The sequence below is a fragment of the Kitasatospora sp. NPDC005748 genome, from assembly GCF_040630735.1.
Lineage (GTDB): Bacteria > Actinomycetota > Actinomycetes > Streptomycetales > Streptomycetaceae > Kitasatospora.
Genome location: NZ_JBEXYD010000076.1, coordinates 1 through 24,326, shown reverse-complemented (window position 1 = coordinate 24,326; position 24,326 = coordinate 1). Strand labels below are relative to the sequence as shown.

The 24,326-nt window shown below is 73.2% G+C and carries 24 protein-coding genes; 19 read left to right on the top strand and 5 right to left on the bottom strand.

Annotated elements, in window-relative coordinates; all coding sequences use genetic code 11:
* Positions 1–32: 32 nt before the first annotated feature.
* Positions 33–1,262, top strand: a complete 1,230-nt coding sequence (gene hemW, locus ABZ495_RS32955; protein ID WP_329487592.1) for a radical SAM family heme chaperone HemW — start codon at positions 33–35, stop codon at positions 1,260–1,262.
* A 57-nt stretch (positions 1,263–1,319) separates the two neighbouring features.
* On the opposite strand, the gene ABZ495_RS32950 is transcribed toward hemW, so the two are convergent.
* The 3 genes from ABZ495_RS32950 to htpX are packed head-to-tail and all read right to left on the bottom strand — an operon-like array spanning position 1,320 to position 3,719.
* Positions 1,320–2,153, bottom strand: a complete 834-nt coding sequence (locus tag ABZ495_RS32950) for a DUF3097 domain-containing protein (RefSeq protein ID WP_329487591.1) — start codon at positions 2,151–2,153, stop codon at positions 1,320–1,322.
* A 31-nt stretch (positions 2,154–2,184) separates the two neighbouring features.
* Positions 2,185–2,769: a hypothetical protein gene (locus ABZ495_RS32945; RefSeq protein ID WP_359839496.1), complete on the bottom strand. Its 585-nt coding sequence runs from the start codon at positions 2,767–2,769 to the stop codon at positions 2,185–2,187.
* A 29-nt stretch (positions 2,770–2,798) separates the two neighbouring features.
* Positions 2,799–3,719, bottom strand: coding sequence for a zinc metalloprotease HtpX (htpX, locus tag ABZ495_RS32940; protein ID WP_352289092.1), 921 nt, complete (start codon positions 3,717–3,719; stop codon positions 2,799–2,801).
* Positions 3,720–3,979: 260 nt separating this feature from the next.
* Here htpX and hrcA point away from each other — a divergent pair, with 260 nt between their 5' ends.
* The 14 genes from hrcA (at position 3,980) to era (ending at position 17,844) form a co-directional block, all read left to right on the top strand.
* The gene (gene hrcA / locus ABZ495_RS32935) at positions 3,980–5,014 is read left to right on the top strand and encodes a heat-inducible transcriptional repressor HrcA (protein WP_359808052.1); all 1,035 of its coding nucleotides are present in this window, start codon (positions 3,980–3,982) and stop codon (positions 5,012–5,014) included.
* Positions 5,015–5,090: 76 nt separating this feature from the next.
* Complete coding sequence (gene dnaJ, locus ABZ495_RS32930) at positions 5,091–6,230, top strand: molecular chaperone DnaJ (RefSeq protein ID WP_329487587.1); 1,140 nt, start codon at positions 5,091–5,093, stop codon at positions 6,228–6,230.
* Positions 6,231–6,320: 90 nt separating this feature from the next.
* Positions 6,321–7,070, top strand: coding sequence for a 16S rRNA (uracil(1498)-N(3))-methyltransferase (locus ABZ495_RS32925; RefSeq protein WP_359808054.1), 750 nt, complete (start codon positions 6,321–6,323; stop codon positions 7,068–7,070).
* Positions 7,071–7,196: 126 nt separating this feature from the next.
* Positions 7,197–10,517 carry a PDZ domain-containing protein gene (locus tag ABZ495_RS32920; protein WP_359839494.1) on the top strand — a complete coding sequence of 1,107 codons (3,321 nt, stop codon included), beginning with the start codon at positions 7,197–7,199 and terminating at the stop codon, positions 10,515–10,517.
* Between the two features lie 183 nt (positions 10,518–10,700).
* The gene (locus ABZ495_RS32915; RefSeq protein ID WP_359839492.1) at positions 10,701–11,054 is read left to right on the top strand and encodes a histidine triad nucleotide-binding protein; all 354 of its coding nucleotides are present in this window, start codon (positions 10,701–10,703) and stop codon (positions 11,052–11,054) included.
* Positions 11,055–11,059: 5 nt separating this feature from the next.
* Positions 11,060–11,983 (top strand): ribonuclease Z, encoded by a 924-nt coding sequence (locus ABZ495_RS32910; RefSeq protein ID WP_329487583.1) that lies wholly within the window; start codon positions 11,060–11,062, stop codon positions 11,981–11,983.
* 328 nt (positions 11,984–12,311) lie between these two features.
* Positions 12,312–13,343: a PhoH family protein gene (locus tag ABZ495_RS32905; protein ID WP_329492094.1), complete on the top strand. Its 1,032-nt coding sequence runs from the start codon at positions 12,312–12,314 to the stop codon at positions 13,341–13,343.
* A gap of 14 nt (positions 13,344–13,357) precedes the next feature.
* On the top strand, positions 13,358–13,852 hold the full coding sequence (ybeY, locus tag ABZ495_RS32900) for an rRNA maturation RNase YbeY (RefSeq protein WP_329487582.1): 495 nt from the start codon (positions 13,358–13,360) through the stop codon (positions 13,850–13,852).
* Positions 13,853–13,871: 19 nt separating this feature from the next.
* On the top strand, positions 13,872–15,197 hold the full coding sequence (locus tag ABZ495_RS32895; RefSeq protein ID WP_359839490.1) for a hemolysin family protein: 1,326 nt from the start codon (positions 13,872–13,874) through the stop codon (positions 15,195–15,197).
* Between the two features lie 32 nt (positions 15,198–15,229).
* Positions 15,230–15,466 (top strand): hypothetical protein, encoded by a 237-nt coding sequence (locus ABZ495_RS32890; protein WP_359839488.1) that lies wholly within the window; start codon positions 15,230–15,232, stop codon positions 15,464–15,466.
* Positions 15,467–15,529: 63 nt separating this feature from the next.
* Complete coding sequence (locus ABZ495_RS32885; RefSeq protein ID WP_329487579.1) at positions 15,530–16,111, top strand: DUF4383 domain-containing protein; 582 nt, start codon at positions 15,530–15,532, stop codon at positions 16,109–16,111.
* An 88-nt stretch (positions 16,112–16,199) separates the two neighbouring features.
* Positions 16,200–16,553, top strand: coding sequence for a cytidine deaminase (locus ABZ495_RS32880; RefSeq protein WP_329487578.1), 354 nt, complete (start codon positions 16,200–16,202; stop codon positions 16,551–16,553).
* A 149-nt stretch (positions 16,554–16,702) separates the two neighbouring features.
* On the top strand, positions 16,703–16,864 hold the full coding sequence (locus ABZ495_RS32875; protein WP_329487576.1) for a hypothetical protein: 162 nt from the start codon (positions 16,703–16,705) through the stop codon (positions 16,862–16,864).
* 50 nt (positions 16,865–16,914) lie between these two features.
* Positions 16,915–17,844: a GTPase Era gene (gene era / locus ABZ495_RS32870; protein WP_329487573.1), complete on the top strand. Its 930-nt coding sequence runs from the start codon at positions 16,915–16,917 to the stop codon at positions 17,842–17,844.
* Between the two features lie 63 nt (positions 17,845–17,907).
* Here the strand turns inward: era and ABZ495_RS32865 are convergent, their stop codons facing one another.
* The gene (locus ABZ495_RS32865; protein ID WP_329487572.1) at positions 17,908–18,174 is read right to left on the bottom strand and encodes a protealysin inhibitor emfourin; all 267 of its coding nucleotides are present in this window, start codon (positions 18,172–18,174) and stop codon (positions 17,908–17,910) included.
* 114 nt (positions 18,175–18,288) lie between these two features.
* Positions 18,289–19,308 (bottom strand): M4 family metallopeptidase, encoded by a 1,020-nt coding sequence (locus tag ABZ495_RS32860; RefSeq protein ID WP_359839486.1) that lies wholly within the window; start codon positions 19,306–19,308, stop codon positions 18,289–18,291.
* Between the two features lie 332 nt (positions 19,309–19,640).
* On the opposite strand from ABZ495_RS32860, the gene leuA reads away from it, so the two are divergent.
* The 4 genes from leuA to ABZ495_RS32840 all read left to right on the top strand — a co-directional run bounded on the left by leuA (position 19,641) and on the right by ABZ495_RS32840 (position 24,246).
* A complete protein-coding gene (gene leuA, locus ABZ495_RS32855; protein WP_329487570.1) occupies positions 19,641–21,437 on the top strand; it encodes a 2-isopropylmalate synthase in 1,797 nt (598 codons plus the stop codon).
* 249 nt (positions 21,438–21,686) lie between these two features.
* Positions 21,687–22,373, top strand: a complete 687-nt coding sequence (locus ABZ495_RS32850; protein WP_329487569.1) for a TerB family tellurite resistance protein — start codon at positions 21,687–21,689, stop codon at positions 22,371–22,373.
* Positions 22,374–22,649: 276 nt separating this feature from the next.
* Complete coding sequence (gene recO, locus ABZ495_RS32845) at positions 22,650–23,396, top strand: DNA repair protein RecO (protein WP_329487568.1); 747 nt, start codon at positions 22,650–22,652, stop codon at positions 23,394–23,396.
* 4 nt (positions 23,397–23,400) lie between these two features.
* On the top strand, positions 23,401–24,246 hold the full coding sequence (locus ABZ495_RS32840) for an isoprenyl transferase (RefSeq protein ID WP_329487567.1): 846 nt from the start codon (positions 23,401–23,403) through the stop codon (positions 24,244–24,246).
* Positions 24,247–24,326 lie beyond the last annotated feature (80 nt).

Here is a 24,326-nt window from a genome sequence, read left to right as displayed (position 1 = left end):
TGATCACCGGGGCCGTACGGGACAATGGGGTCATGCCCTCCGCACTCCCCGACGGCGAACCCGTGCCGTCCGACGGTTCCCTGCCCGCGCACGCCCTCGCCGGGCTCGGGTCGCGGCCGTTCGGCTTCTACCTGCACGTGCCGTACTGCGCGAGCCGCTGCGGCTACTGCGACTTCAACACCTACACCGCCACCGAGCTGCGCTCCTCCGGCGCCGTCGCCTCCCAGGAGACCTACGCCGACAACGTGGTCGCCGAGATCCGACTGGCCCGCGAGGTCCTCGGCGACACCGACCTGCCCGTGCGGACCGTCTTCCTCGGCGGCGGCACGCCCACCCTGCTGCCCGCCCGGGACCTGGTGAAGATGCTGGCGGCGATCCGGGCGGAGTTCGGGCTCGCCGACGACGCCGAGGTGACCACCGAGGCCAACCCCGAGTCGGTCGACCCGGCCTACCTCGCCGAACTGCGCGAGGGCGGCTACAACCGGGTCTCCTTCGGCATGCAGAGCGCCCGGCCGCACGTCCTGCGGCTGCTCGACCGCCACCACACCCCGGGCCGCCCGGAGGCCTGCGTGGCCGAGGCCCGCGCGGCCGGCTTCGAGCACGTCAACCTGGACCTCATCTACGGCACCCCCGGCGAGTCCGACGACGACTGGCGGGCCTCCCTGGACGCCGCGATCGGCGCCGGGCCGGACCACGTCTCGGCCTACTCGCTGATCGTCGAGGACGGCACCAAGCTGGCCGCCCGGGTCAAGCGCGGCGAGCTGCCGATGATCGACGACGACGTGCACGCCGACCGCTACCTGATCGCCGAGCAGGCGCTCGCCGCCGCCGGCTACTCCTGGTACGAGGTCTCCAACTGGGCCACCACCCCGCAGGGCCGCTGCCGCCACAACGAGCTCTACTGGACCGGCGGCGACTGGTGGGGCGCCGGCCCCGGCGCGCACAGCCACGTCGGCGGCGTCCGCTGGTGGAACGCCAAGCACCCGGCCGGCTACGCCCGCGCCCTCGCCGAGCGCCGCACCCCGGCCCAGGGCCGCGAGCGGCTCACCGACGAGGACCGCCGGGTCGAGCGCATCCTGCTCGAACTGCGCCTCGCCGAGGGCATCCCGCTGGACCTGCTCACCGCGACCGGCCGCGCGGCCGCCGACCGGCACCTCGCCGACGGCCTGCTCGACCGCACCACCCATGAGCGCGGCCGGGCCACCCTGACCCTCCAGGGCCGCCTCCTGGCCGACGCCGTGGTCCGCGACCTGGTGGACTGAGAGTCGTCGCCGTGGTGTCAGCCGCCGGCTCGCGGTCGCGGGCCCACGGCTGACCGGTCAGTCCTCCAGGGTGACGAAGTCGATCAGTTCCTCGACCTTCGCCAGGAGGGCGGGCTCCAGGTCCTTGAAGGAGTCGACCGAGGCGAGGATCCGCTTCCACGCGGCGGGGGTGTCGGCCGGCCAGCCGAGGCGGCGGCAGACGCCCCCCTTCCAGTCCTCGCCGTAGGGGACGTCCGGCCAGCCGGGGATGCCGACGGAGGAGGGCTTCACGGCCTGCCAGACGTCGATGTACGGGTGGCCGACGACCAGCACGGCGTCGCCGGTGACCCGGGCGGCGATCCGGTGCTCCTTGGTGCCGGGGAGCAGGTGGTCGACCAGGACGCCGAGCCGGCGGCCGGGGCCGGGGGCGAAGTCGGCGACGATCGCGGGCAGGTCGTCGATGCCCTCCAGGTACTCGACGACGACGCCCTCGATCCGCAGGTCGTCCCCCCAGACCCGCTCGACCAGTTCGGCGTCGTGCCGCCCCTCGACGTAGATCCGCGACTCCCGGGCCACCCGGGCCCGCGCTCCGGGGACGGCGACCGAGCCGGAGGCCGTCCGGCCCGGCGCGCGCGGGGGAGCCGGCGCCGCGGCAGCGGGGCGGACCAGGGTGACGGTCCGGCCCTCCAGCAGGAAGCCGCGCGGCACCAGCGGGAACACCCGCCGCTTGCCGAACCGGTCCTCCAGGGTGACGGTGAACCCCTCGGCGGTCTTCTCGCAGCGCACCACCGCGCCGCAGAAGCCGGTCGCGGCCTCCTCGACCACGAGGTCCCGGTCGGCGGGCACCTCGGGGGCGGGCTGCTGCCGCTTCCACGGCGGGGTGAGGTCGGGTCCGTACTGGCGGCTGCGCATGCAGGTGACTATAGGCAGGCCCGACGGGGCGTCACAGGCCCGGCGCGCCCCAGACCGGGAACCAGCGGGTGAGGTCCTTCTCCAGCCGCAGGTCGTTCCCCAGCATGGCGTTGACCTGCAGTTCCAGCGGGCTGTCGCGCTTCTCCCCGCCGCCCGGCACCGGCGCGAACGGGTAGAAGGTGCCGCGCTTGTACAGGTAGACCAGCGCCAGCGGCTGCCCCTCGGCGCCGCGGAAGGCCACCAGCGAGCAGAGCAGCTGCGGGCCGAAGCCGTTCCCCTCCAGCTCGCTGTTGACCGCGTGCAGGTCGTTGACCAGCTCCGGCAGCTCCTCGGGGGTGTGCCGGGCGAGCAGCCAGGAGTAGCCGTAGGCGTCCTTGGAGGCCTCCACCGGGACGCCGCCGCGCTCGGTGTCGGCGTCCAGCAGGGCCCGGACCTGCCGCTCGACCTCGACGAAGGCGCCGCCCTCGACCGAGGAGAAGCAGACCGACCCGACGCCGGTCGGCCGGAAGCTGGCCGCCGCCTCCAGGGTCAGCGCGGCCGAGGGCACGCCGAACAGCTGGTCGAGGTCGGGCCGGACGGGCTTGGTGCGGCCGAACAGTGCGTCCAGGATTCCCACGGCGGTCCCCTCCGGGGCGTGTCGTCGGCTCAGCGGCCGAGCTGGGTGGAGATCTTCGCCAGCTGCTCCAGCCGCTTCTCCAGCGAGGGGTGGGTGGAGAACAGCTGCGAGGCGGCCTCCCGGGCGCTCAGCGCGGGGGCGAAGTAGAAGGCGTTGTACGGCTGGGCCTGGCGCAGGTCCTTGGTCGGGATCGCGGCGATCTGGCCGGTCACCTTGGTGAGCGCCGAGGCCAGTGCGCTGGGCCGGCCGGTGAGCTGGGCGGCGGCCCGGTCGGCGGCCAGCTCCCGGTAGCGGGAGAGCAGCCGGGTCAGCAGGAAGCTGATCGCGTACACCACCACCGACACCAGCGGGATGACCAGCGCGGCGATCGCGGCGTTGGAGTCGTTGCTGTTGCGGCCGCCGCCCATGAAGCCGCCGTACATCGCGATCCGGGTCATCGCCCCGGCCAGTACGCCGAGGAAGCCGGCGATGGTCATCACCGCGACGTCCCGGTGGGCGACGTGCGACAGCTCGTGCGCCAGGACGCCCTCCAGTTCCTCCGGTTCCAGCCGCCGCAGCAGCCCGGTGGTGACGCAGACCACCGCGTTCTGCGGGTTGCGGCCGGTCGCGAAGGCGTTCGGCATGTCGTTGTCGGCGACCGCCACCCGGGGTTTGGGCATGTCGGCGAGGGCGCAGAGCCGGTCGACGGTGCCGTGCAGCTGGGGGTACTGCTCCGGGGTCACCCGGTGGGCGCCCATCGCCCGTTCGGTGATCTTGTCGCTGAACCAGAACTGGGCCACGAACAGCCCGCCGGAGATCAGCACGATCAGTGGCCAGGCGCCGCGCAGCAGCGCGATCAGCAGGCCGGTGAAACCCACGTACAGGAGCCCGATCACGAACATGGTCCCGACCATCCGGCCGGTCAGGCCGCGGTCCGGGGCGAAGCGGGTGGGCTGGCCCGAGGTCGACATCGCTGGTCCTCCGTTCGCCGTTCGCTATCGATGCTGCCACCCGGCCGGTCCCGCGGCATCACCCGCGCGCCGCGCGATGCGGGCAGGATCACCCCGGCGGTGCCGTTCCTGCCGTCGGACCCGGGCCTTACACTGGCAGGTACGGTTCTGGCACTCCTCTGTTCAGAGTGCCAAAGGACGCGGTCCGCCCGGCGGACCGCACCATGCCGGAACGACACACGTCACCACGGACAACGTGCGAAGAGGGAGGTGCGTGCCCCATGGCCGGTGAGGTCCGCCAGCTCGACGAACGCAAGCTCGCCGTGCTCCGCGCCATCGTCCAGGACTACGTGGGCACCGAGGAGCCGGTCGGCTCCAAGGCTCTCGTCGAACGCCACAACCTCGGGGTCTCCCCGGCCACCGTCCGCAACGACATGGCCGCGCTGGAGGAGGACGGCTTCATCCACCAGCCGCACACCAGCGCCGGGCGGATCCCCACCGACAAGGGGTACCGCCTCTTCGTCGACCGGCTCGCCGAGGTCAAGCCGATGAGCGCGCCCGAGCGGCGGGCGATCCGGCACTTCCTGGACGGCGCGGTGGACCTGGACGACGTGGTCGCCCGCACGGTCCGGCTGCTCGCCCAGCTCACCCGGCAGGTGGCGGTGGTCCAGTACCCCTCGCTCTCCCGGTCCACGGTGCGCCACATCGAGCTGGTCGCACTCGCTCCGGCCAAGGTCATGCTGGTCCTGATCACCAACACCGGCCGGGTCGAGCAGCGGATGGTCGACTGCCCGGGTCAGGTCGGCGAGGTGGTCCTCGCGGACCTCCGTGCCAAGATCAACACGAGGGCCGTCGGCGTGCGGCTGCCCGACGTGCCGGGGCTGCTGGACGAGCTCCCGGCGATGTTCGAGGCGGTGGACCGGCCGGCCGTCACCGTCGTCCTGGCGACGCTCTTCGAGGCGCTCGCCGAGCAGAACGAGGAGCGGATCATGCTGGCCGGCACGGCCAACCTGACCCGCTTCGGCCACGACTTCCCGCTCACCATCCAGCCGGTGCTGGAGGCGCTGGAGGAGCAGGTCGTCCTGCTGCGCCTCCTGGGTGAGACGGCGGACGCCGGGATGACGGTCCGGATCGGCCGGGAGAACGCGTACGAAGGGCTCAATTCCACCTCGGTCGTCTCGGTCGGTTACGGTTCGGGCGACGAGAGCGTGGCCAAACTGGGTGTGATCGGTCCGACCCGGATGGACTATCCGGGCACAATGGGGGCGGTGCGAGCGGTGGCACGGTACGTGGGCCAGATCCTGGCCGAGTCGTAGGGAACGACCGGTGTCACACAGGTGACACCGGTACCAGTCGCAAGCACTTCTACAGGCGGAACAAGCGGAGCATTTGGTGGCCACGGACTACTACGCGGTACTCGGCGTCCGACGGGATGCGGGGCAGGACGAGATCAAGAAGGCGTTCCGGCGCCTGGCGCGCGAACTGCACCCGGACGTCAACCCCGACCCGAAGACGCAGGAGCGGTTCAAGGAGATCAACGCCGCCTACGAGGTCCTCTCCGACCCGCAGAAGCGGCAGGTCTACGACCTCGGCGGGGATCCCCTCTCGCCCAACGGCGGAGGCGCGGGCGGCTTCGGCGCGGGCGCGGCCGGGTTCGGCTTCTCCGACATCATGGACGCGTTCTTCGGCGCGGCCGCCGGTCAGCGCGGCCCGCGCTCGCGCACCCGGCGCGGCCAGGACGCCATGATCCGGCTGGAGATCACCCTGGAGGAGGCCGCGTTCGGCACCACCAAGGAACTCCAGGTCGACACCGCCGTCACCTGCACCACGTGCAGCGGCGAGGGCGCCGCCCCCGGCACCTCCGCGCAGACCTGTGACATGTGTCGCGGCAAGGGCGAGGTCTCCCAGGTCACCCGGTCCTTCCTGGGCCAGGTCATGACCTCCCGGCCCTGCCCGCAGTGCCAGGGCTTCGGCACCGTCGTGCCGACCCCGTGCCCGGAGTGCGCCGGCGACGGCCGCGTGCGGGCCCGCCGCACCCTGACCGTGAAGATCCCGGCCGGTGTCGACAACGGCACCCGGATCCAGCTGGCCGGCGAGGGCGAGGTCGGCCCCGGCGGCGGCCCGGCCGGCGACCTCTACGTCGAGATCGCCGAGAGCACCCACCCGACCTTCCAGCGCCGCGGCGACGACCTGCACTGCACGGTCACCATCCCGATGACGGCCGCCTCGCTCGGCACCCAGGTGCCGCTGCAGACCCTGGACGGGCTGGAGGAGGTCGACATCCGGCCCGGCACCCAGTCCGGCCAGTCGATCCCGCTGCACGCCCGCGGCATCACCCATCTGCGCGGCGGCGGCCGGGGCGACTTGATAGTGCACGTCGAGGTGCAGACGCCCACCAAGCTCGACCCCGAGCAGGAGGACCTGCTGCGCCGGCTCGCGGTGCTGCGCGGCGAGGAGCGGCCCTCCGGGCAGTTCGCGCCGGGCCAGCAGGGGCTGTTCTCCCGGCTGAAGGACGCCTTCAACGGCCGCTGACCGTACCGGCGCCCGGTGCCCCGCTCCCGGCGGGTCACCGGGCGCCGTCGTTCCCCCGTCCGTCCCCCCACCCCCACTCCAGGAACCGCCATGACCGCGCCCGTGTTCGTCGTCGAGACCGCGCAGCTCGCCTCCGCCGCCCCCGGCGCGGTGGTCCGGCTGGACGGCCCGGAGGGGCGGCACGCCGCCGCCGTGAAGCGGCTGGAGCCGGGCGAGGCGGTGACCCTGGCCGACGGGCTCGGCCTGGGCGCCGACGGCACCGTCACGGCCGTGCACGGCAAGGACGCCGTCGAGGTGACGGTCGCCGCGGTCCGCCGGGAGGCCGAGCCGGCGCCGCGGATCGTCGTCGTCCAGGCGCTGCCCAAGGGCGACCGCGGCGAGCTGGCGGTGGAGACCATGACCGAGGTCGGCGTGGACGTGGTGATCCCCTGGGCCGCCTCCCGCTGCATCACCCAGTGGAAGGGCGAGCGCGGTGCCAAGGCGCTCGCGAAGTGGCGCTCCACCGCCCGCGAGGCGGGCAAGCAGTCCCGCCGGCTGCGCTTCCCCGAGGTCCGCGAACTCGCCACCACCCGCCAGCTGGCGCCCGTCCTGGCCGGGGCCGCGCTCGCCGCGGTGCTGCACGAGGACGGCGCCGAGCCGCTGGCCGGTGCCGCGCTGCCCGGCGGCGGGGACATCGTGCTGGTGGTCGGCCCCGAGGGCGGGGTCTCCCCGGAGGAGCTGGCCGCCTTCGCCGAGGCCGGTGCCAGGCCGTACCGGCTCGGGGCCTCGGTGCTGCGCACCTCGACCGCGGGAGTGGCCGCCGGCGCCCTGCTGCTGGGCCGCACCGGCCGCTGGGGCTGAGCGGGCCGGTCGCCGCACGGACCGTTCGTCCCCCGGCGGTTCGTTCCCCGGCGGTTCGTCCCCCGTAGGGGGCGGCCTGCGCGAAACCGGAGGCGCGCCGCCCCGGCGGGTGCGTAGGGTGCGGCTGTGAGCGAATCCCCGAGCACCCCTGCCGGCGCCTACCTGCGCCATCCGCACCTGCACGGTGACCTGATCACCTTCGTCGCGGAGAACGACGTCTGGCTCGCCCCGCTGGACGGCGGCCGGCCCTGGCGGCTGACGGCCGATCACGTCCCGGTCCGCCGCCCGCGCTTCTCGCCGGACGGCCGGCACATCGCCTTCGTCTCCACCCGGGACGGCGCGCCCGAGGTGCACGTCGCGCCGGTGGACGGCGGGCCGTCCCGGCGGCTGACGTACTGGGGCAGCGACCAGACGCAGCTGCAGGGCTGGACGGCCGACGGCAGCCCGGTCGCCACCACCTCCGCCGGACAGGCCACCCTGCGCCGCACCTGGGCCCACGCCGTACCGCTGGACGGCGGCGAGCCGCGGCGGCTGCCGTACGGGCCGGTCGGCGGCGTGGCGTACGAGCCGGGCGGCGACCGGGTGCTGCTGCTCTCGGCGGCCGGTGCGGAGCCCGCGCGGTGGAAGCGCTACCGCGGCGGCCGGGTCGGCAAGCTCTGGATCGGCGCCGAGCGGTTCGCCCGCGTCCACGAGGAGCTGGACGGGCACATCGAGGCGCCGCTCTGGGTCGACGCGCCCGGCGGCGCCCGGATCGCCTTCCTGGCCGACCACGAGGGCGTCGGCGAGCTCTACTCCAGCCTCCCCGACGGCAGCGGCCTGCGCCGCCACACCACCTCCCCGGAGGGCTTCTACGCCCGCGGCGCGACCAGCGACGGCACCCGGGTGATCTGGCACCGGGCCGGTGACCTCTGGCTGCTGGACGACCTCGACGGCGCCGAGCCGCGCCGGCTGGACGTCCGGCCGTCCGGCCCCCGGGCCGGCCGGCGGCCCCGCCCGGTGCCGGCCGCGCACTGGCTGGAGAGCGTCGCCCCCGACCGCACCGGCCGGGCCGGCGCCGTGGTGGTGCGCGGCAGCGTGCACTGGCTGCCGCACCGGGAGGGCCCCGCCCGGGTGCTGGACGAGACGCCCGGCGTCCGGGCCCGGCGGGCCCACGTGGTGCCCGGCGAGGACGGTGCGCAGGGCGTGCTCTGGGTGACCGACGCCGACGGCGAGGACGCCGTGGAGTACGCCCCCGCCGTGCTCGGCGAGGAGCGCCGCCGGCTGGCCGGCGGACAGCTGGGCCGGGTCCGCGCGCTGGCGGTCTCGCCGGACGGCAAGCAGGCGGCGGTCGGCGCGCACGACGGCCGGGTCCTCCTGGTGTCGCTCGCCGACGGGACGGTGCACGAGCTGGACCGCAGCACGGACGGCGAGGTCAGCGGGCTGGCGTTCAGTCCGGACTCCGCCTGGCTCGCCTGGTCGCGGCCGAGCCCGGGCTTCGGGGCCTGGTCGCTGCGCCAGATCGTGCTGGCCAACCTGGCCACCCGCACGGTCGGCGAGGTCACCCCGGCGCGCTTCATCGACACCTCGCCGGCCTTCACCGCCGACGGCCGCCACCTGGCCTTCCTCTCGGTGCGCAACTTCGACCCGGTCTACGACTCGCACGTCTTCGACCTGTCGTTCCCCAACGGCTGCCGCCCGTACCTGGTCACCCTGGCCGCCGACACCCCCTCCCCGTTCGGCCCGCGCCGGGCCGGGCGGCCGGCCGGCGGGGAGGACGACGAGCCCAAGGGCAAGAAGGCGGACGCCGAGGAGGGGGCGGCCGACGCCCCGCCCGCCACCCGGGTCGACCTGGACGGGATCGCCGACCGGATCATCCCCTTCCCGGTCGAGGGCGGCCGGTTCGGCGAGCTGGCGGCCGCCAAGGACGGCGTGCTCTGGACGCGCATCCCGCTCACCGGCGAGCTCGGCGACGACGCGGCCACGCCGGAGGACGAGCAGCCGCGCCCCACCCTGGAGCGGTTCGACCTGCGCAAGCGTCGGGTCGAGCAACTGGTCGACGGGCTCGACGAGTTCGCGGTCAGCGGCGACGGCACCCGGGTCGCCGTGCTGGACGAGGGCGAACTGCGGATCGTCCCGGCGGACCACAAGGCGGTGGGCGACGACGACGAGATCGACGTCGACCTGCACCGGCTGCGGGTGACCGTCGACCCGGCCGCCGAGTGGCGGCAGATGTACGACGAGAACGGCCGCCTGATGCGCGACAACTTCTGGCGCCCGGACCTCGGCGGCGTGCCCTGGGCCGAGATCCTCGACCGCTACCGGCCGCTGGTGGAGCGGCTCGGCTCGCACGACGACCTGGTCGACCTGCTCTGGGAGGTGCACGGCGAGCTGGGCACCTCGCACGCCTACGTGCAGCCCTACGGCATCCACACCGAGGCCGCCCGCCGGCAGGGCAAGCTCGGCGCCGACCTGGTCAAGGACGGCGAGGTCTGGCGGATCGCCCGGATCCTGCCCGGCGAGTCCTCGGACCCGCGGGCCCGCTCGCCGCTGGCCGCGCCGGGCGCCGCCGTCCGCCCGGGCGACGCGGTGCTGGCCGTCAACGGCCGCCCGGTGGACGCGACCGCCGGCCCGGCCCCGCTGCTGGCCGGCACCGCCGGACAACCGGTCGAGCTGACCGTGGCCGGCAAGGACGGCACCGACCGCCGGTACCCGGTGGTCGTCCCGCTCGACGACGACGAGCCGCTGCGCTACCACGACTGGGTGGCCGGGCGGCGGGCCGCCGTCCGGGAGCTGTCCGGCGGGCGGCTCGGCTACCTGCACATCCCCGACATGCAGAGCACCGGCTGGGCCCAGATCCACCGCGACCTGCGGTCGGAGATGGCCCGGGAGGGCGTGATCGTCGACATCCGGGAGAACCGCGGCGGCCACACCTCGCAGCTGGTGATCGAGAAGCTGGCCCGGCGGATCGTCGGCTGGACGGTCGCCCGCGACCTCGCCAACCCGGTGCCCTACCCCGGGGACGCGCCGCGCGGGCCGATCGTGGCGCTGGCCGACGAGTTCTCCGGCTCGGACGGCGACATCGTCAACGCCGCCATCCAGGCGCTGAAGCTCGGCCCGGTGGTCGGGACGAGGACTTGGGGCGGCGTGATCGGCATCGACAGCAAGTACAGCCTGGTGGACGGCACCCTGGTCACCCAGCCGAAGTACGCGTTCTGGCTGGAGGGCTACGGCTGGGGCGTGGAGAACCACGGCGTCGACCCGGACGTCGAGGTGCCGGTCGCGCCGCACCAGTGGGCCGCGGGGGAGGACCCGCAGCTCGCCGAGGGCGTCCGGATCGCCCTGGCGGCGCTGACCGAGACCCCGGGCAGCACGCCGCCGCCGCTGCCCTGGGAGCAGGGCCCGGCGCCGGACGCCCCGCGGGGCGCGGGGCAGGAGGGCGGGCACGGCGCCGGGCAGGACGCCGGGTAGGACGGGCGCAGGCCCGTGGGAGGTGCCCGGGCAACTGACCGGGCACCTCCCACGGGCCGTACGCCCCCCGCGGGCGGCGGGTCCGCGGGGGCGGGCGCGACTGCCAGCAGGCGACCGGGCCGCTCGGCTAGCATGCGGCCGTACGCCCCGACCGACACCGTGCGACACCGCGAGGAGACCCCGATGGCCGGCGAGCCGCAGTCCGACTGCCTGTTCTGCAAGATCGTGGCGGGCGAGATCCCGGCCACCGTGGTGCGCAGGACCGAGCGCGTCCTCGCCTTCCGGGACATCGCCCCGAAGGCGCCGACCCACGTCCTGGTCATCCCGCACGCCCACTACCCGAACGCCGCCGCGCTGGCCGCCGCCGAGCCGGGGATCGCCGGCGAGCTGCTCGCCGAGGCCGGCGAGGTCGCCCGGGACGAGGGCCTCGACGACTACCGGCTGATCTTCAACACCGGCGCGGGCGCGGGCCAGACCGTCTTCCACGCCCACGTCCACGTGCTCGGCGGCATGCCGATGAACGAGCGCATGGTCTGAACGACGTGTCACAGCGCGAACTCGTCGTCCTCGGCACGGCCAGCCAGGTCCCGACCCGGCACCGCAACCACAACGGCTACCTGCTGCGCTGGGACGGCGAGGGCCTGCTGTTCGACCCCGGCGAGGGCACCCAGCGCCAGATGCTGCACGCCGGGGTCTCCGCCACCCAGATCACCCGGATCGCGGTCACCCACTTCCACGGCGACCACAGCCTGGGCCTCGCCGGGGTGATCCAGCGGATCAACCTGGACCGCGTCCCGCACCCGGTGGACATCTACTTCCCGGCCTCCGGGGAGGTCTACTTCGAGCGGCTGCGGCACGCCACCGCGTTCCACGAGACCGCCGTGCTGCGCCCCCGCCCGATCGACGGGCCGGGGCCGCTGCCGGCGCCCGGCGCCCGCTTCGCGCTGGACGCCGTCCGGCTCTCGCACCCCGTCGAGTCCTTCGGCTACCGGCTCACCGAGCCGGACGGCCGCCGGCTGGTGCCCGAGCGGCTGGCCGCGCTCGGCATCGCCGGCCCGGACGTCGGCCGGCTCCAGCACCGGGGAGCGATCGAGTCGGGCGGCCGGCGGGTCACCCTCGACGAGGTCAGCGAGTTCCGCCGGGGCCAGCGGTTCGCCTTCGTGATGGACACCCGGCTCTGCGAGGGCGTCCACGAACTCGCCGAGGGCGCCGACCTGCTGGTCATCGAGTCCACCTTCACCGACGCCGACACCCGGCTCGCCGAGGAGCACGGCCACCTCACCGCCGGCCAGGCCGGCAAGGTCGCCGCCGAGGCCGGCGCGGGCACCCTGGTGCTGACCCACTTCTCGCAGCGCTACCCGGACCTCGGCCAGCACCTCGCCGACGCCCGCAAGCACTTCGACGGCACCGTCGTGCTCGCCGAGGACCTCGCCCGGGTGCCCGTGCCGCCCCGCCGGCGGCCGTGAGCGGCCGGGCGCGCGGAGCCGCGGGCCGGTGGCCGTGCGCCCGGGCGGGGCACCGGTCCCGGGCGGAAAACCGTTCGCGCCGCTCCGCGATCTGCCCCAGCATCGTCGGGAGCGGCCCCGCCGCCCGCCGCAGCGATCACGCTCGCGGCGTACCCTGGTGCCCCGGAAGGACCGCGCGGCACCACGAGACCACGGATTGGGATGAGGCAGGCCCCAGCGCCGACCTATGAGTGACACATCGCAGACCCGTACGAACGGACAGCCGCGCCCCGAACCGGCCGACGAGGGCCGTACCAGCGCCCGGATCGTCATCCCCGAGAAGCACCCGATGGTCACCCTGCTCGGCACCGCGGACTCGCTGCTGAGGGTGATCGAGCGAGGCTTCCCCGCCGCGGACATCCACGTCCGCGGCAACGAGGTGACCGCCACCGGAGAGCGCGCCGAGGTCGCCCTCGTCAAGCAGCTCTTCGACGAGATGATGCTGGTGCTGCGCACCGGCCAACCCCTCACGGAGGACGCCGTGGAGCGCTCCATCGCCATGCTCCGGAGCGCCGTCGACGACCCGGACAGCCCGGCGCCGTCGCAGGTGTTCACCGCGAACATCCTGTCCAACCGGGGCCGCACCATCCGCCCCAAGACGCTCAACCAGCAGCGCTACGTCGACGCGATCGACAAGCACACCATCGTCTTCGGGCTCGGCCCGGCCGGTACCGGCAAGACCTACCTGGCGATGGCCAAGGCCGTCCAGGCCCTCCAGGCCAAGGAGGTCAACCGGATCATCCTGACCCGTCCGGCGGTCGAGGCGGGGGAGCGGCTGGGCTTCCTGCCCGGCACCCTCTTCGACAAGATCGACCCGTACCTGCGCCCGCTCTACGACGCGCTGCACGACATGATGGACCCGGACTCCATCCCGCGCCTGATGGCGGCCGGCACCATCGAGGTCGCCCCGCTCGCCTACATGCGCGGCCGGACCCTCAACGACGCCTTCATCATCCTCGACGAGGCCCAGAACACCTCGCCCGAGCAGATGAAGATGTTCCTCACCCGCCTCGGGTTCAACTCCCGGGTGGTCGTCACCGGCGACACCAGCCAGATCGACCTCCCGGGCGGCACCCGCAGCGGCCTCAAGGTCGTCCAGGAGATCCTGGTCGACGTGCCCGACATCCACTTCTCCGTGCTCACCAGCACCGACGTGGTCCGCCACAAGCTGGTCGGCCGGATCGTGGACGCCTACGAGCGCTGGGACGCCCGGCAGGAGGCCGAGGAGAACGCTCCGTCGGCCCGCAAGCCCGGCCAGCGGCGCCCCGGCAAGACGACCGCACCGCGCGCACCCCGACAGTCCCATCGCACCGAAAGCTGAGTAACCAGCCCGTCATGTCGATCGACATCGCCAATGAGTCCGGTTGGGACGCCGACGAGGAGTCCATCCTCGACGTCGCCCGCTACGCGCTGGACAAGATGCGGATCCACCCGCAGTCAGAACTGTCCGTGATCCTGGTGGACGGTGCGGCGATGGAGGAGCTGCACATCCAGTGGATGGACCTCCCCGGCCCGACCGACGTGATGTCCTTCCCGATGGACGAGCTGCGTCCCGGCAAGGAGGGCGAGGAACTGCCGCAGGGCCTGCTCGGCGACATCGTGCTCTGTCCCGAGGTGGCCGAGCAGCAGGGCAAGGCGGCTCCGTCCAAGCACTCGATGGACGAGGAGCTGCAGCTGCTCACCGTCCACGGGGTGCTCCACGTGCTCGGGTACGACCACGAGGAGCCGGACGAGGAGGAGGAGATGTTCGGCCTCCAGAAGGCCATCCTCGACGGCTGGCGGGCCGGCCGCGGCCTGGGCGGGATCTCCCCGGCCCCCACCACCCACTGAGCGCGGAGCCCGAACCCCTGTGAGTGGTGAGAGTACGAGTTTCATCCTCGGCGCCGTGCTGCTGGTCGTCCTCGGCTGGCTGGCGGCCTGCGCCGAAGCGGGTATCTCCCGGGTCTCCCGGTTCCGCGCGGAGGAGGCCGTCCGGGCCGGCCGGCGGGGCTCGGCCCGGCTGCTGGCGCTGGCCTCCGACCCGATCCGCTACCTCAACCTGGCCACCCTGATCCGGGTGGCCAGCGAGATGGCGGCGGCGGTCCTGGTCACCGTGGTCTGCGTGCGGAGCCTGGACTCCACCTGGCAGGCCGTGCTGCTGGCGTTCGGCGTGATGGTGCTGGTCTCCTTCGTGGCGGTCGGCGTCTCGCCCCGCACGATCGGGCGCCAGCACCCGCTGAGCACCTCCACGGCGGCCTCCTTCGTGCTGCTGCCGCTGGCGGGCGTGCTCGGCCCGATCCCGCGGCTGCTGATCCTGCTCGGCAACGCGCTGACCCCGGGCAAGGGCTACCGCGAGGGGCCGTTCGCCTCCGAGGCGGAGCTGCGCGCCCTGGTGGACCTCGCCGAGAAGGACGACCTGATCGAGGACGAGGAGCGCCGGATGGTGCACTCGGTCTTCGAGCTGGGCGACACCATCGTCCGCGAGGTGATGGTGCCGCGCACCGACCTGGTGATGATCGAGCGTCACAAGACCGTCCGTCAGGCGCTGACCCTGGCGCTGCGCTCGGGCTTCTCGCGGATCCCGGTGGTCGGCGACAACGAGGACGACGTGGTCGGCATCGTCTACCTCAAGGACCTCGTGCGGCGCACCCACATCAACCGGGAGGCCGAGTCCGAGGAGGTCGGCGCGGTGATGCGGCCGGCCGTCTTCGTTCCGGACTCCAAGCCGGCCGGCGACCTGCTGCGCGAGATGCAGCAGCGCCGCTCGCACGTGGCGATCGTGATCGACGAGTACGGCGGCACGGCCGGACTGGTCACCATCGAGGACATCCTGGAGGAGATCGTCGGCGAGATCACCGACGAGTACGACCGGGAGATCGCGCCGGTCGAGGACCTCGGTGACGGCTCGTACCGGATCACCGCCCGGCTGCTGGTCGAGGACCTCGGCGAGCTGTTCGGGATCGAGCTGGAGGACGAGGACGTCGAGACCGTCGGCGGCCTGCTCGCCAAGCACCTCGGCCGGGTGCCGATCCCGGGCTCGTCCTGCGAGATCCCGCTGCCCGAGGACGCGGCCACCGACCTGACCGCCATCCGGCTGACCGCGGAGAGCTCGGCCGGCCGCCGCAACCGGATCGGTTCGATGGTCGCGATCCCGGTCCGGGTCTCGGCCGAGGCCCTCCAGGAGTCCGGCGAGTAGCGTTCGGGCGGCCGCGGGGCGACGATGGCGTCATGACTCATCTACTGCGTGCGGAGTACGGCCCGCAGGGTCGGTCGGCCGGGGCGAAGACCTGGCACGTCGTCCGGGCCGCCGAACCCGGGGCGGCCCTCTGCGGCCGCACGATGGACACCGACGCCGAGACCCGGCCGGACCAGGAGTGGGGCACCGGGCTGCGCTGCTGTCAGCAGTGCGGCTCGCTGTACATGCACGAGGTGCCGCACATGCAGGGGAGCCACCCCTACAGCTAGGCACATGCGGGGGTACCGCCCCCCGGAAGCCAGGCCGTGCGCCCGCTCCGCGGTCGGAGTAGCGTGAACGAAGGCCGTTTCGACGTCGCCATGGTGGAGGTCACCATGAAGCTGCAAGACGAACTGCCGGTCGACCACCGGCTGCTCCTGGTCTGGCGGACCGGGGCGGGACTCGGCGGGATCTTCCTGATCGTGTTCGGCATCCTCGGGCTGGCGGACCATCCCGGCTTCCTGTCCACCGAGGGCGACGACATCGCCGGGATGTCGACCAACGGAGCGCTGAGCATCCTCTCCATCGTGATGGGCGCGGTCCTGGTGGCCGGCGCGGTGATCGGCGGGAACTTCGCCGCCAACCTCAACATGGTGGTCGGCATCCTCTTCGTGCTCTCCGGTTTCTACGGGCTGACGGTGCTCGGCCGGCCGGACGCCAACATCCTCAACTTCCGGATGTCCAACGTGCTGTTCGCGTTCATCTTCGGACTGGTCGTGGTGACCTTCGGGATGTACGGCAGGGTCAGCAGCCATCTGCCGCACGACAACCCGTACTGGCGCAAGCGGTCCGCCGAGGAGGAGCCGCTGCCGAACGGTCCGAAGACCTTCGTCAAGGTCATGCGGCCCGGGCCGCCCAATCCGATCGGCCACTGAGGCCACTGAGGCCGCTGAGGCGACCGACCGGCCGTCCGCGTCGCAGGGCGCGGACGGCCGGTCGGCGGGGCGTCCTATGCTCGGCGCCATGAGTGACATCGTCGAGCTGGATCCCGAAGACAAGAAGATCATCACCCTGGCCCGCTCCGCGCGCGCCCGCAACGGCGTCGCGGAGGGGGCCGCGGTGCGTGACGAGACCGGGCGCACCTACGTGGCGGGCACGGTCGCGCTGGAGTCGCTGCGGCTCAGCGCGCTGCAGACGGCGGTGGCGATGGCGGTGGCCAGCGGCGCCAGGTCGCTGGAGGCGGCCGCCGTGGTGAGCGAGGCCGGGGAGCCGGCCGAGGCCGACCTGGCCGCGGTGCGGGACCTCGGCGGGGCCGGGACGCCGGTGCTGCTCGCCGGACCGGACGGGGCGCTGAAGGTGGCGGCCGAGGCGCGCTGAGGCGCGTCGACGGCGTACCGGGGCCCGCCGGGGGCCGCCGGGGGACGGCTCGGGGCGCCCGGGGCAGCCCGGGCGCCCGGCCCTCCAGGATCCGCAGATAATCTCACCGGTACAGATGGTGAGCAGGTCGCGGTGAGGGGGCTGGGGGCATGGGACCGTTCGCGTTCTTCGCAGGCCTGCTGCTGGGCGTCATGGGGATGGGCAAGTGGCAGGAGACCGGGTCGCCGTTCTGGCTCTGGGGCTCCGTCGCCTTCCTCCTCATCGTCCTGATCAGCGGGATCTCCGCCGTTCTGGGCGGCAAAAAGGGCTGACGGGGGCGGGCTGTCCACCGGGCGCCCGGTGATCAGGGAGAATGGGGCCCATGAGTGCCCCTTCCTCCTCGTACCGCTCCGGCTTCGCGTGCTTCGTCGGCCGGCCCAACGCGGGCAAGTCGACCCTGACCAACGCCCTGGTGGGGACGAAGGTCGCGATCACCTCCGACCGTCCGCAGACCACCCGGCACACCGTGCGCGGCATCGTGCACCGCCCGGACGCCCAGCTCGTGCTGGTCGACACCCCCGGTCTGCACAAGCCGCGCACCCTGCTCGGCGAGCGGCTGAACGACCTCGTCCGCTCCACCTGGGCCGAGGTCGACGTGATCGGCTTCTGCCTGCCCGCCGACCAGAAGCTCGGCCCCGGCGACAAGTTCATCGCCAAGGAACTCGCCGACATCAAGAAGACCCCCAAGGTGGCCATCGTCACCAAGACCGACCTGGTCGACTCCAAGCGGCTGGCCGAGCAGCTGATCGCCGTCCACCAGCTCGGTGCCGAGCTGGGCATCGAGTGGGCCGAGATCATCCCGGTCTCGGCGGTCGGTGACAAGCAGGTCGAGCTGGTCGCCGAGCTGATCACCAAGCTGCTCCCGGAGGGCATGCCGCTCTACCCGGACGGCGACCTCACCGACGAGCCCGAGGTGATCATGGTCGCCGAGCTGATCCGGGAGGCCGCCCTGGAGGGCGTCCGGGACGAGCTCCCGCACTCGCTGGCCGTGGTCGTCGAGGAGATGATCCCGCGCGAGGACCGCCCGGCGGACCGACCGCTGCTGGACATCCACGCGAACGTCTACATCGAGCGGCAGAGCCAGAAGGCCATCGTGATCGGGGCCAAGGGCGCCCGGTTGAAGCACGTCGGCACCACCGCCCGCAAGCACATCGAGGCGCTGCTCGGCACGCCGGTCTACCTGGACCTGCACGTCAAGGTCGCCAAGGACTGGCAGCGCGACCCGAAGCAGCTGCGCAAGCTGGGCTTCTGAGCCCGCCCGCACCGAGCAGGGCCCGTCCGGACGACCGCGTCCGGACGGGCCCTGCGCCGTCCCCTAGGCGCCCTCGCGCAGCACCAGCGAGACCAGCTCCCGTTGCGACTCGGTGAGCTTCGGGTCGGCGCAGTGCACCGTCCGGCCGTCGACGGTGATCTCGTAGTGGAAGCCGTCCGGCACCCCGTAGGAGGGCGCCCGCAGCCCGCCCGCGACGGCCTCGCGGGCGAGCGCGTGCACGTGCGGGGCGTCCGTCCGCGCGGTGGTGTCGAGCTCCGCGCGGCGGACGTTCCCCGCGAGGCCGCCGGTCCGGGTCACCTGGATACGCATGGTGTCCATGGTGCTACGCAGGGATGGCGTTTGCCGGGCTTTTCCAGGACCTTGACCTTATGCGCTCTTAAACCTTATGACCGCTCAAGTCGGGCTCGACCGCGGTCGGGCGGCTCAGGCCGTACTGACCCCGACCTTCGCCCAGGCCGCCGTCACGGTGTCGCCCACCGCGGGCTCGGGGTAGCGGGCCCGGGCGGCCGCCACGGTGGCCCGGGCGAAGGCCGCGAAGTCGGCGTCCCCGGGCAGCTGCCGGCCGGTCAGCGCGTCGTACCAGATCCGCCCGGCCCGCTCCCAGGCCGGCCCGCCGAGCGCGGTGGCCAGCAGGTAGAAGGCGTGGTTCGGGATGCCGGAGTTGATGTGCACGCCGCCGTTGTCCTGGGCGGTGCGGACGTAGTCGCGCAGATGGGCCGGCTGCGGGTCCTTGCCGAGCCGGGGGTCGTCGTACGCGGTCCCGGGCGCCTTCATCGAGCGCAGTGCCACCCCCTGCACGCCCGGGGCGAGCAGGCCGGCGCCGATCAGCCAGTCCGCTTCGCCGGCGTCCTGGCGCAGCGCGTACTGCTTCACGAGCGAGCCGAACACGTCGGAGACGGACTCGTTGAGCGCGCCGGGCTGGCCCCGGTACTCCAGTGCGGCGGTGAACTGGGTGACGCCGTGGGTGAGTTCGTGGCCGATCACGTCGACGCAGGCGGTGAAGTCGCCGAACACCTCGCCGTCGCCGTCGCCGAAGACCATTCGCCGGCCGTCCCAGAAGGCGTTGTCGTAATCGCGGCCGTAGTGCACGGTGGCGTCCAGCCGCAGACCCTGGTCGTCGATCGAACGGCGGCCGAAGGCGTCGGCGAAGAGGGCGAAGGTGTCGCCCAGGCCGTCGTAGGCGTGGTTGACGGACTGGTCGGGGACGGGCCCCTGGCCCTCCCGGCGGACGGTGCGGCCGGGCAGCCGTTCGCTGTGTCCGGCGTCGCAGATCACCCGCTCCAGGCGGGTGCCGCCGGGCTGCGGCGCAGTGGCGGTGAGGCGGGCCGTGCGGTGCGCGGCATCCAGGGCGAGGGAGCGGGCGGCGGGCTCGTGACCGGCCTCGGCGAGGCGGTCCAGGACGTACGGCGGAACGATCGCGCAGAGCGGCGGTTCGGCGGTCATGTGGCCAAGAGTGAGGCATTCGTGATCTGTTGTCACCGGCGTGGACTGAATCGGGCGCCGTCTCAAGGGGTGGAATGTCCGCCCGGCTCACTTCGGGGGCGCGTGCTCCTCGGTTACGCTGGACGACATCATGCGCAACGGGCTGCTTCTTCTTAGCTGCCGCGTCGAGGGCCTGTAGTCCACCAGGGCCGGCTCCCTCGCCGCGGGGACTGTGCTGTGCGCGTTGCAATACTGCGGCCCACCGAGGGGTCGTGCGCGGCAGCAGGCCGGCCGGTCGGGTGTCCATCTCACCCCGACAAGCCCCGCATCACAGGAAGCCGAGAGTCACCTCCATGACCGAGCAGAGCTCCGCCGCGTCCATCCCCGCCGGTCGCGCGTTCGTCGACCGTCCGACGCCGATCACCGCCGCGACCGTGCGCCAGCGGGGCGCCGGCATGCGCCACGGCCGCTACCTGCCGTTCGGCACGGTCGACCTGCCGGACCGCAGCTGGCCGTCGAAGGTCATCACCAAGGCGCCGCGCTGGCTCTCCACCGACCTGCGGGACGGCAACCAGGCGCTGATCGACCCGATGTCCCCGGCCCGCAAGCGCAAGATGTTCGACCTGCTGGTCGGCATGGGCTACAAGGAGATCGAGGTCGGCTTCCCCTCCTCCGGCGCCACCGACCACGCCTTCGTACGGTCGCTGATCGAGGAGGGGGCGATCCCGGAGGACGTCACCATCTCGGTGCTGACCCAGGCCCGCGAGGAGCTGATCGAGAAGACCGTCGAGTCGCTGGTCGGCGCGCCGCGGGCGACCGTGCACCTGTACAACGCGACCGCGCCGCTGTTCCGCCGGGTGGTGTTCCGCAACGACCGGGCGGCCACCAAGGCGATCGCCACCGACGGCACCCGGCTGGTGATGGAGTACGCCGAGAAGCTGCTGGGCGACGACACCGTCTTCGGCTACCAGTACTCGCCGGAGATCTTCGTCGACACCGAGCTGGACTTCGCCCTGGAGGTCTGCGAGGCGGTGATGGACGTCTGGCAGCCGGGCGAGGGCCGCGAGATCATCCTGAACCTGCCGGCCACCATCGAGCGGGCCACCCCGAACGTCCAGGCCGACCAGTTCGAGTGGATGTCGCGCAACCTGTCCCGCCGCGAGCACGTCTGCCTGTCGGTGCACCCGCACAACGACCGCGGCACCGCCGTCGCCTCCGCCGAGCTGGCCTATATGGCCGGCGCCGACCGCATCGAGGGCTGCCTGTTCGGCCAGGGCGAGCGGACCGGCAACGTCGACCTGGTGACCCTGGGCATGAACCTGTTCTCGCAGGGCATCGACCCGCAGATCGACTTCTCCGACATCGACGAGGTGCGCCGCACCGCCGAGTACTGCAACCAGATGGAGGTGCACCCGCGCCACCCGTACGCCGGCGACCTGGTGTACACCTCCTTCTCCGGCTCGCACCAGGACGCGATCAAGAAGGGGTTCGACGCCCTGGAGGCCGACGCGAAGGCGGCCGGCGTGCCGGTGGGCGAGCACACCTGGGGTGTGCCGTACCTGCCGATCGACCCGAAGGACGTCGGCCGCACCTACGAGGCGGTCATCCGGGTCAACAGCCAGTCCGGCAAGGGCGGCGTCGCCTACGTCCTGAAGAACGACCACAAGCTGGACCTGCCGCGCCGGATGCAGATCGAGTTCTCCCGGATCATCCAGGCCAAGACCGACGCCGAGGGCGGCGAGGTCACCCCGGCGGCGATCTGGGCGGTCTTCCAGGACGAGTACCTGCCGACCACCGACAACCCGTGGGGCCGGATCTCGCTGAGCGGCTCGCGCAGCCTGACCACCGAGGACGGCCGGGACGCGCTGACCGCCCAGGCCGTGGTCGAGGGCGCGCCGGTCACCCTGGCCGGTACCGGCAACGGCCCGGTCTCCGCCTTCGCCGACGCGCTGGGCCGGATCGGGGTGGACGTCCGGGTGCTGGACTACGCGGAGCACGCGCTGAGCGAGGGCGGCGACGCCCAGGCCGCCGCGTACGTCGAGTGCGCCGTGGACGGCAAGGTGCTGTGGGGCGTGGGCATCGACGGCAACACGGTGCTGGCCTCGCTGAAGGCGATGATCAGCGCCGTCAACCGGGCGCAGCGCGGGTAGTTCGTACGAGTGGTACTGGCGGGCCGTCCTCCGGGGCGGCCCGCCGTCGTCGTGGGCGGTCCCGGGTGGGCGGCTGTGGCCTGCGCCACATTTTTTCGGCCCGGAAGCCGTTCGAGGTACTGACACGTGCCGGTAACCATGGCAACATCGACCCACCGGAAATCCGGGTCGGTGGGACGGCCTCGGGGTCCGGTCGCGTGACCTGCCCATTGTTGTGCAGGCCGCCTGCCATGTCTGGGGAGTGGCGCCGTGACAGGGTTGTGGGGTGTTCGCCCGCGGTGGCGGACTGACGTTCTCGGTGACTTCTTCTGTCCAGGCTGCGGCGGGGACCGCAACTACCGCCGGCAGCACGGCCGGCGGTGGCTGCGGTTGCTGGGCGCGGCGGTGCTGCCGCTAGGCCCGGTCGTCCGCAGCGTGCAGTGCACCACCTGCCACGGCCGCTACGGCGTGGAGAGCCTGGACCAGCCCACCTGCGTGCGCCTCGGCGGAATGCTGCGCGACGCGCAGTACACCGTCGCCCTCGCGCTGCTGGCGGCCGGCGGGACGGCGCACCGGGCGGCCCGCGAGGCGGCCTGCGCGGCCGTCCGGGAGGCCGGTTTCGACGACTGCGGCGAGGCCCAGGTGCTCGCCGCGCTGGCCGCGCTCTCCGGGCTCGGCGGCGAACTCCGGGACGCCCACGACCTGGAGGCGTCCTCCGGACTCGGCGACGCCGGCGCGCTGGCGGTGGAACTGCACGCGGTGCTCGAACCGCTCGCCCCGCACCTGGCCCACCACGGCCGGGAGCGGCTGCTGCTGCAGGGGGCGGCGATCGCGCTGGCCGACGGGCGCTACCTGCCCCAGGAGCGGGAGGCGCTGGCCGCCGTGGGGCGCTGCCTGGACCTGCCGCAGGCGAGGGTCGGGGCGCTGCTGGAGGCGGCCACCCGCGCCTCGTACTAGGCCGCGCGGGCCACGTCCCGGCCACGCGGGAAGGACCTCGGCCGTCGCACCACGCGGACCCCGGACGGCCGCCCCCGGGACCCCCACGAACCGGGCCCGAACCGCCCCCCGGCCCCCCGGCCGGGCGGCGCCCCACCCCGGGCCCGCCGTGCCCCGCACCGATCGGGTCTCCCCCACGGCCCCGGTGCGGGCCACACGGCTGCCGCCCGGAGGTCGGCCGGTGGGGGACAATGGTGGGATGTCCACACTGTTCGACGCCGGCCGCGAGGCCGCCGCATGAGCCTGTTCCGGGACGACGGCGTGGTGCTCCGGGCGCAGAAGCTCGGCGAGGCCGACCGGATCATCACCATGCTCACCCGCCAGCACGGCAAGGTGCGCGCGGTGGCCCGCGGGGTGCGCAAGACCAAGTCCAAGTTCGGCGCCCGGCTGGAGCCGTTTTCGCACGTGGACGTGCAGTTCTTCAGCCGGGGGAGCGAGCTGGTGGGGCGCGGGCTGCCGCTCTGCACCCAGGTGGAGACGATCGCCCCGTACGGCGGCTCGATCGTCACCGACTACGGCCGCTACACCGCGGGGACGGCGATGCTGGAGACGGCGGAGCGGTTCGCCGAGAACGAGGGCGAGCCGGCCGTCCAGCAGTACCTGCTGCTGGTCGGCGGCCTGCGTACGCTGGCGGCCGGGGTGCACGAGTCGCACCTGGTGATGGACGCCTTCCTGCTCCGCTCGCTGGCCGTCAACGGGTACGGCGCGAGCTTCACCGACTGCGCCAAGTGCGGCTTGGAGGGCCCGAACCGGTTCTTCTCGCTCCAGGCGGGCGGCGTGCTGTGCGGAGACTGCCGAGTCCCCGGTTGTGCCGTACCCTCCCCTGAGACACTGGTACTGCTCGGGGCGCTGCTGTCAGGGGACTGGCGGACGGCCGACACCTGCGAGCCGAGGTACTGGCGGGAGGGCAGCGGCCTGGTCGCGGCCTATCTGCAGTGGCACCTGGAGCGGGGCATCCGCTCGATGAGATACGTGGAGAAGTGAGCACATGGCAGCGCGACGGCTCTTCGGCGGTGGCAAGCAAAGGGAGTACCTCCCCCCGACCCCGCACCCCAGCGGCGCACAGCCCCCGAAGATCCCCGGCGAGCTGGTCCCCAACCACGTCGCGATCGTGATGGACGGGAACGGGCGCTGGGCCAAGGAGCGCGGGCTGCCGCGCACGGAGGGCCACAAGGTCGGCGAGTCCGTGGTGCTGGACGTGCTCAAGGGCGCTATCGAGCTCGGTGTGAAGAACATCTCGCTGTACGCGTTCTCCACCGAGAACTGGAAGCGCTCGCCCGACGAGGTGAAGTTCCTGATGAACTTCAACCGGGACGTCATCCACCGCCGCCGTGACGAGATGGACGCGATGGGCGTGCGGGTCCGCTGGGCCGGCCGGATGCCCAAGCTGTGGAAGAGCGTCGTCCAGGAGCTCAAGGTCGCCGAGGAGCAGACCAGGGAGAACGACGCCGTCACGCTCTACATGTGCGTCAACTACGGCGGCCGGGCGGAGATCGCGGACGCCATGGCGGCCATCGCGGCCGATGTCGCGGCGGGCCGGCTGGACCCGAAGAAGGTCAACGAGAAGACCATCGCCAAGTACCTCTACCACCCGGACATGCCGGACGTGGACCTCTTCCTGCGCCCGAGCGGCGAGCAGCGGACGTCCAACTTCCTGCTCTGGCAGTCGGCGTACGCGGAGTTCGTGTTCCAGGACGTGCTCTGGCCGGACTTCGACCGCCGGGACCTCTGGCGGGCCTGCGAGCAGTACGCGCGGCGCGACCGCCGCTTCGGCGGGGCGATCCCCAACGAGGTCGCCCCCGGCGAGGCCGCGGAGGTCCCCGCGCAGCGCTGAGCCGCCGTCGGGCGACCTCGTTGGGGATCGCCCCGCCGAAGCGGCGGTCGCGCCGCGCGTACTGCTCGCAGGCCCGCCAG

Excerpts from the sequence above, each read along its gene's own strand:
- hemW (WP_329487592.1), top strand. The coding sequence starts at position 33 with ATGCCCTCCGCACTCCCCGACGGCGAACCCGTGCCGTCCGACGGTTCC.
- ABZ495_RS32950 (WP_329487591.1), bottom strand. The coding sequence starts at position 2,153 with ATGCGCAGCCGCCAGTACGGACCCGACCTCACCCCGCCGTGGAAGCGG.
- htpX (WP_352289092.1), bottom strand. The coding sequence starts at position 3,719 with ATGTCGACCTCGGGCCAGCCCACCCGCTTCGCCCCGGACCGCGGCCTG.
- hrcA (WP_359808052.1), top strand. The coding sequence starts at position 3,980 with ATGGCCGGTGAGGTCCGCCAGCTCGACGAACGCAAGCTCGCCGTGCTC.
- ABZ495_RS32925 (WP_359808054.1), top strand. The coding sequence starts at position 6,321 with ATGACCGCGCCCGTGTTCGTCGTCGAGACCGCGCAGCTCGCCTCCGCC.
- ABZ495_RS32915 (WP_359839492.1), top strand. The coding sequence starts at position 10,701 with ATGGCCGGCGAGCCGCAGTCCGACTGCCTGTTCTGCAAGATCGTGGCG.
- ABZ495_RS32905 (WP_329492094.1), top strand. The coding sequence starts at position 12,312 with ATGGTCACCCTGCTCGGCACCGCGGACTCGCTGCTGAGGGTGATCGAG.
- ybeY (WP_329487582.1), top strand. The coding sequence starts at position 13,358 with ATGTCGATCGACATCGCCAATGAGTCCGGTTGGGACGCCGACGAGGAG.
- ABZ495_RS32890 (WP_359839488.1), top strand. The coding sequence starts at position 15,230 with ATGACTCATCTACTGCGTGCGGAGTACGGCCCGCAGGGTCGGTCGGCC.
- ABZ495_RS32880 (WP_329487578.1), top strand. The coding sequence starts at position 16,200 with ATGAGTGACATCGTCGAGCTGGATCCCGAAGACAAGAAGATCATCACC.
- ABZ495_RS32875 (WP_329487576.1), top strand. The coding sequence starts at position 16,703 with ATGGGACCGTTCGCGTTCTTCGCAGGCCTGCTGCTGGGCGTCATGGGG.
- era (WP_329487573.1), top strand. The coding sequence starts at position 16,915 with ATGAGTGCCCCTTCCTCCTCGTACCGCTCCGGCTTCGCGTGCTTCGTC.
- ABZ495_RS32865 (WP_329487572.1), bottom strand. The coding sequence starts at position 18,174 with ATGCGTATCCAGGTGACCCGGACCGGCGGCCTCGCGGGGAACGTCCGC.
- ABZ495_RS32860 (WP_359839486.1), bottom strand. The coding sequence starts at position 19,308 with ATGACCGCCGAACCGCCGCTCTGCGCGATCGTTCCGCCGTACGTCCTG.
- leuA (WP_329487570.1), top strand. The coding sequence starts at position 19,641 with ATGACCGAGCAGAGCTCCGCCGCGTCCATCCCCGCCGGTCGCGCGTTC.
- recO (WP_329487568.1), top strand. The coding sequence starts at position 22,650 with ATGAGCCTGTTCCGGGACGACGGCGTGGTGCTCCGGGCGCAGAAGCTC.
- ABZ495_RS32840 (WP_329487567.1), top strand. The coding sequence starts at position 23,401 with ATGGCAGCGCGACGGCTCTTCGGCGGTGGCAAGCAAAGGGAGTACCTC.